At 65.3% G+C, this 2,223-nt stretch carries 3 protein-coding genes; all 3 read right to left on the bottom strand.

Annotated elements, in window-relative coordinates; all coding sequences use genetic code 11:
- On the bottom strand, positions 1–355 hold a 355-nt coding region (locus BU28_RS0117560), incomplete at its 3' end, for an FAD-binding oxidoreductase (protein ID WP_028720589.1).
- A gap of 2 nt (positions 356–357) precedes the next feature.
- A complete protein-coding gene (locus tag BU28_RS0117555) occupies positions 358–1,398 on the bottom strand; it encodes an aromatic ring-hydroxylating dioxygenase subunit alpha (protein WP_028720588.1) in 1,041 nt (346 codons plus the stop codon).
- An 82-nt stretch (positions 1,399–1,480) separates the two neighbouring features.
- Positions 1,481–2,223: LysR substrate-binding domain-containing protein (locus BU28_RS0117550; RefSeq protein WP_028720587.1), on the bottom strand; the 743-nt coding region annotated here is incomplete at its 5' end.

Genomic DNA, 2,223 nt, shown 5'->3' with positions numbered 1-2,223 from the left:
CCCCGCCCGCCACCAGCAGGACCGGGCGGGTGCTGTCCTCGTCTAGGTGGAAGGCGCCGCGGGGGGCGGCGATCTCGATCTCGTCGCCTTCCGCCACGCGGTCGTGCAGCCAGACGGAACCCAGCGACTCGCGCTTGACGGTGATGCGGTGAAAGTCGGGCGCATCCACCGCGCAGGACAGCGAATAGGTCCGCAGCACCGTCCCGCCCTCGGCCGGGACGCGCAGGGTCAGGTATTGCCCCGGCCGCGCCTCCCACAGCGGCCCGCCGTCGGCAGGCGCCAGGTGGAACGAGGTGATAACGCTGCTTTCCGGCACCTTGCGGACCACCCGGAAACGGCGGAAGGCCTCGGCCATCGTCAGGCTCTCATCTTTTCATCGACCATCTGCTCTTCGGCGATCATCGCCTCGAGCTGGCGGCGGAAGCGCAGCTGGCCCGCGTCGATCGACAGGTCGATATGGGGCGAAGTCTTGTGGGTCATGCCGACCTGGACTTCCTCCAGCACGGCCTTGTCCTCGGAAAAGGCGTTGCGGACGTCGTGGGCCATCATCTTCGACAATTCGGCGTCCTGCGGGCGGACGTTGCGCAGCTGGAACCAGTAATAGCGCGTCTCGCGCTCGTTCACGGGGGTCATGAAGTTGTAGCTGTCCATGACGAAGGTCCGCTCGTCCAGCGTGCCGTCCGGCCCGCCGGTGCCCGCGGGGGTGAAGACCGCGCGGATCAGCGCGTGGGCCGGATAGCGCACCTCGTAATGCTGCAGGCGGTCGCAGTTGCCGTCGAACTCGACGATCTTCTTGTAGAAGGGGGCCGGCTCGACGTTCATCATCCAGCGGTGGACGATGACGCCATTGTCCGTGCGCGTCACCTTCAGCGGCGTGTCCTTGGTCGCGGCTTGAGCAAAGCTGCCTTCATGGACCCAAGCGACGTGGGTGGGGTCCAGAAGGTTGTCGCACATCAGAAGGTAGTTGCAGGCCAGCTCCATCGCGTCGCCCGAGTTGATGCCCCAGTCGGGGCTGTCGAAGTTGGGGATGTCGATGATGTCGTCGGCATCGGCGATGGCCGCGTTGCCCATCCAGATCCAGACCAGGCCGTATTTTTCGTGGATCGGATAGGGGCGGACCTTGGCGGCGGAAGGAATGCGGCCCCCGCCGGGCGCCCAGACACATTGCCCCGCGCAGTCGAAGGTCAGTCCGTGATAGCCGCATTCCACGTTGTCGCCCTTGATGCGGCCCTTGGACAGCGGCAGCTTGCGATGGGGGCAGGCGTCCTCCAGCGCGATCACCTCGCCCTGACTGTTGCGGAAGACGCAGATCTTTTCGCCCAGCAGGACAACCTGCTTGAGGCTGGCGTCGATCTCGTGGCTCCAGGCGGCGACATACCAGGCGTTCTTCAGAAACACGGCGGCACCCTTTCGTGGCTGAGTTGCTGCTTATGTATAGCCAAAACCACGCCGCAACAGCGCAGAAGAAGCGCCTGATTGTTTAGCTGGACTTAACGTTTTCACCCCGCAGGGCCTTGGTCTCAAGCATCATCCAGTCCAAGAACTTGCGCGCGGGCACCCGGCCCAGGGTCATCGGACCCCAGCAGATCACGTAAGGATCGGGCATCTGCAGCCTTCTGTCCGAAAGCCGCAGCAGCCGGCCCGATTGCAGGTCCGAGGCGACGAAGGAAGCCTGCGCCAGAACCGCCCCCTGCCCGGCTGCCGCCGCCTCCAGCGCAAGGCCGGACAGCGAATGGACGGCGACAGGGCGGACCGGGCCTGGAGAGACGCCCTCGGCGGCGAACCAGTTGCCCCATCGTGGCACCGCCGAATAGGCAAGGCCCCAGTCGATATCGATCAGCGGCAGGCGAGCCAGCGAGGCGGGGTCGCGGGCCTCGGGATGGCGCTCCAGATATTCGGGCGAGCAGACCGGAAAGCAGTGGTCGGTGAACAGCACGCGGGAATGCGCGTAAGGCTGGGCCGCTTTCCCATAGGTCAGGCGAAAGCTCTGTTCCAGCGTTCGGGGGTCGGATTCCTGATGGGTCGCCACGATACGAATCGGGACTTCGCCCGCTGCCGCCCGGAACCTGTGAAGGATCGGGCTGAGCCATTTCTGCAGCAGCGTCGGCAGGCCTGATATCGTCAGCTCGCCGTTCAGCCGGTGACTGGCAATATAGTCCTGCGCCAGAAGCAGGCGGTCGAACCCTTGCGATATCAGGTCGTGATAGGACCGCGCCGCCGGGG

The sequence above is a fragment of the Paracoccus yeei ATCC BAA-599 genome (assembly GCF_000622145.1).
GTDB lineage: Bacteria > Pseudomonadota > Alphaproteobacteria > Rhodobacterales > Rhodobacteraceae > Paracoccus > Paracoccus yeei.
Note: the sequence above shows the minus strand (reverse complement) of the source record. Positions and strands in the feature narration are given on the sequence as shown.